This is a genomic window from Leptolyngbya sp. CCY15150 (assembly GCF_016888135.1).
Classification (GTDB): domain Bacteria; phylum Cyanobacteriota; class Cyanobacteriia; order RECH01; family RECH01; genus RECH01.
Genome location: NZ_JACSWB010000299.1, coordinates 1 through 438 on the forward strand (window position 1 = coordinate 1; position 438 = coordinate 438).

The 438-nt window shown below is 54.8% G+C and carries 1 protein-coding gene; it reads left to right on the forward strand.

Annotated features, from left to right (window positions below):
• The coding region (locus JUJ53_RS24060; RefSeq protein WP_204154598.1) for an integrin alpha at positions 1-438 on the forward strand (438 nt) is incomplete at both ends.

Genomic DNA, 438 nt, shown 5'->3' on the forward strand with positions numbered 1-438 from the left:
CCTAATTATTGGCGCAGGTCTTGCCAACAACTCTGGCTCCAGCTATGTGGTGTTTGGTAAAGCCAGTGGCTTTAATGCGACGCAGAACCTCTCTGCCCTCGATAGCAGCAACGGCTTTCGCCTCGATGGTGCCGCGGCAGGTGACCGTTCCGGTGGTTCGGTGAGCAGTGCAGGGGATATCAATGGCGATGGCTTCGATGACCTAATTATTGGCGCACGCTATGCCAACAACGACGACTCTGGCTCCAGCTATGTGGTGTTTGGGCGGGCAGGCAACTCAGCGCCCAGCATTGTCAGCACCGCTGCTGTGGATGTTGCAGAAAACACCACCGCCGTCATTAACGTTCAATCTACTGACGATACCAACAGTGAAGGCAATGGACTCTCCTATACCCTCAGCGGCGGCAATGACCAAGCCTTCTTTGACATCAATGCCAC